The sequence below is a fragment of the Vulcanisaeta sp. EB80 genome, assembly GCF_002078205.2.
This window is the reverse complement of record NZ_LCWN02000113.1, coordinates 1-3,420: the sequence shown is the minus strand read 5'-3', so window position 1 is coordinate 3,420 and position 3,420 is coordinate 1. Positions and strand designations below refer to the sequence as shown.

The window sequence follows — 3,420 nt, the reverse complement described above, 5'->3', positions numbered from 1 at the left end:
CTGTCCAGGGCTTTAGGCCGTAGACTATGTATGCCGTTATCATCGCACCAACCAACACAGCCATGAAGAAGACAAAGCTGCTAACAGCCATTTGTAGGTTACCACTCAGTATGTGCCCGCTCGCACACCCATTAGCCATCCTAGCACCAAAGAGCACTAGGTATGAACCTATGAACGATGCCAACGCCCTAAGACCTGGCGTGTTTCCAAACCTACTCCTCCATATGTGCGGTGTCCACTGCTTAAATGCCATGAATCTCCTGGTTATGAAGACTGATGATATTAACCCACCTAGGAACGTGCCTAAGTCTGAGAACGGCTCCCAACCAATCTCACTAAACGGTTTATCAACCGGTACGCCATTCACGATCTTAAGCCCACCGAATAACTGGAAGTAGGGCAGACCAGCCGCCCAGTGTGGGTTGAAGAAGTACAGTATTTGTGACTATATTCACGCATACGTCGTAGATTCACCGAAAATCTACCTAAGCACTATTACTGCAACAGCCACAAGGGCGAAGTCAAACGCAAGTGCGAATATTATTCTCGATGAACGTGGCTGCTGAACAGAGACCGACTCAATCACGTAATCGGGTATTTTTGGATAATCCTCCTTAAACTCGCTAACTTCATCTTCAAAAGGCGTTACCTCCTTCGTCTTGCCTATTAGGTGCAATACACATGCTCTTCCACCCTGCCTTCTAGGTACAAATAACCACATACTAATCATGAGCGCACCAAAGACTATGGCGACAAGAAACTCGTCTAACTTACTTGTTAAGCCAAAAACAGTAGGCCACGTTATAGGTCCAAAATTAAGCGTATCCCAGAGGAAGTACCTGACTCGGCCGAAAATCAATGACCATGTAAGTGCACCAAGTAGACCACCTATTACCGCGTAAACGGCATCCCTCCTACCCTGCCCAAGCGCTATCCATATAGTACCTGGGAAGTAACCAGCGATTGCTGTACCAATACCGAATAATAACCCACCAACGACAATACCAGGTACGAAAAAGCTCTTAATACCCCAATGAAGGACAGGAACAAATAGGTTTAACGCATATAGTAGTATTGCACCAACACCAATAACTAAACCGAAGCATACCATAAGTAATCTATCCTTTAGAGTTATAGCCCTAATTATGACATCTGAATTCGAGAAGTCCCAAATCTCTAGTGGTATTGATAAGAGTATGCCAGCAAATACACCAACCCATAGGGGCGCTAAAAACACGTGATATATCAACTGCATTAAGATGCCGCCAACCAGCATGACCAACGCGCCAACCAGGAGTATTGTTGCCATAACCCACATAGGTCTTAAGTTTGTTATTCCTACACTAATCTTTACAGAACTACCCATATTTGGTCATTGATTATACAAATTTATCTATATTTAAAACTTATTAATTCAAAAATTTGACAATTATGTAAAAAATGCGACTTTGGCCATGACACCCCTCATGTGGAAGTGTTTTAAAACTCCCCTTTTACGGCTCACTCAATGCCAACGTTTAAGCTTGTCCTTAGCGACCCAATGAGCGGTAGGGCCAGGCAGTTGGAGATTAAGGACCCTGTTGCCCAGAGGTTCGTGGGTTTGAGGATTGGTGATGAGGTTGATGCAGGTATTTTGAAGGAGGTTATTGAGTTACCACCTGGCTTCAGGGTAAGGATTACGGGTGGTAGCGGCGTTGATGGGGCACCAATGCTACCGAACATTGAGGGTGCCGTTAAGAAGTTCGTGTTATTAAGCGAGGGTATTGGTTTTCATCCGGATAAGCGTGGCATGAGGAAGAGAAAGCTTGTTAGGGGCAATACAATTAGTGATCAGATTGTTCAGGTAAATGCCGTACTCGTATATCCTAAGGATTGGAAGGAGGGGCCCGTGATACCACTTGGTGATAAGGAAGTACAGAAATTAAAGGGTGGTGAGCAGAAGACCGAGGAAACACAGTGAGCATGTCATTATTCGATATTACCTAACCCTATTTACTACCGTGAATACATAAATGCTTAAATCTATGGGAGCATAAAGTAGTAGGATGGATATTACTCGGGTTAGGATTGTCGTCAATGACTATAATGAGTTAGTTAACTTAATGCTAAATTGCACGAAATGTAGACTTCATGAGACGAGAAAGCACGTAGTCCCTGGAGAGGGACCCCTTAATGCCAGGATAATGTTGATTGGCGAGGCGCCAGGCGAAACTGAGGATGAGGAGGGTAGGCCGTTTGTTGGCGCGGCCGGTCAATTATTAACGAAGCTATTGAGTAATGTTGGTATTAGGAGGGAGGATGTGTACATAACCAATGTTGTTAAATGCCGACCACCCAACAATAGAGATCCAGAGCCCGATGAGATAGAGGCATGTAAACCCTACCTCGTAACCCAGATACTTATGATTAAGCCGCAAATCATAGTGTGTCTAGGTAGGCATAGCGCCAGGGAGGTCTTGATGATGGCTGGTTACCCCGAGAGGTCTGTATCTAGCATAAGCAGTATTAGGGGTAAGGTGTTTAATGTGAAGATTGGCGATGTCAACGCCAAGGTATTGCCTACCTACCACCCTGCCGCGGCACTTTACAACCCCAGGTTGAGGAGCATAATCGAGGACGACTTAAGGAAGGTTAAGGAGCTATCGAACAACCTGGGTAGGAGCGGTGGTGGTATACTCGATTATATCTAGCGGCGTTACAATGTTCCATTTAGGACCCTCCAGAGCCCTCTTACGTAACCTGCCAGGTACGGCAATGCTATAAGTAGATTCAACCAAAGCATGTGTAGTATAGCCGTGATTACTGCTGTAGCCACCATAAGCGTCATCACGATCTCCGGCAGCAAATCTATTATTCGCCCCCTAACCCACCTCTGCGAACCCTTGGGTGTTGGGACCCAATTAAACTCACCAATACCTAACAAACCCATTAGGTTCGCAATTGCTATCCTCGGTAATGCAAGTATGAAGGCTAGGTTCACGGAGTTTATTGCGAATATATCCCTCACAGGATCTCCATCATTCTCCATGTCAAGCTTAAGTAACGTGTATAGATACAACCCTAGCGTTGGGATTATCGTTATAGCCAGCAGTAAGAGTGCCCATGGGGGTATTGAGATACCTATTATGCTTATTGCAGTGAGTATTAGTATGGATAATAATTGGAGAACATAAGCAAAGTATTGACTCAAGTAGAGCAACACGGTGAATCCCTGCCTCCCACGTAAAACACCCCAGAAGTACTTCCTCATTACCCTCCCAGTTCCAAAACTCCACCTGAGCTGTTGCTTGAGAAAGCCGAAGTAATTGACGGGAACCTCAACATTAACCCTAGCATCATCCACATACTTAACCCTCAAGCCGTTTATGAAGAACCTAACACCCAATTCCACATCCTCAAGGACATCCTCAGGCCAGTAAC

5 protein-coding genes are annotated in these 3,420 nt (G+C 45.1%); 2 read left to right on the top strand and 3 right to left on the bottom strand.

What is annotated here, in order from left to right:
• The coding region (locus B7L70_RS14025) for a YeeE/YedE thiosulfate transporter family protein (RefSeq protein WP_238376253.1) at nt 1-367 on the bottom strand (367 nt) is incomplete at its 3' end.
• A gap of 114 nt (nt 368-481) precedes the next feature.
• Nucleotides 482-1,366 (bottom strand): YeeE/YedE family protein, encoded by an 885-nt coding sequence (locus B7L70_RS14020; RefSeq protein ID WP_238376252.1) that lies wholly within the window; start codon nt 1,364-1,366, stop codon nt 482-484.
• 141 nt (nt 1,367-1,507) lie between these two features.
• Here B7L70_RS14020 and B7L70_RS12090 point away from each other — a divergent pair, with 141 nt between their 5' ends.
• The gene (locus B7L70_RS12090; RefSeq protein WP_081228401.1) at nt 1,508-1,960 is read left to right on the top strand and encodes a 30S ribosomal protein S6e; all 453 of its coding nucleotides are present in this window, start codon (nt 1,508-1,510) and stop codon (nt 1,958-1,960) included.
• Nucleotides 1,961-2,045: 85 nt separating this feature from the next.
• Complete coding sequence (gene udg / locus B7L70_RS12085) at nt 2,046-2,690, top strand: type-4 uracil-DNA glycosylase (protein WP_081228400.1); 645 nt, start codon at nt 2,046-2,048, stop codon at nt 2,688-2,690.
• A gap of 5 nt (nt 2,691-2,695) precedes the next feature.
• On the opposite strand, the gene B7L70_RS12080 is transcribed toward udg, so the two are convergent.
• The coding region (locus tag B7L70_RS12080; protein ID WP_238376251.1) for a glycosyltransferase family 2 protein at nt 2,696-3,420 on the bottom strand (725 nt) is incomplete at its 5' end.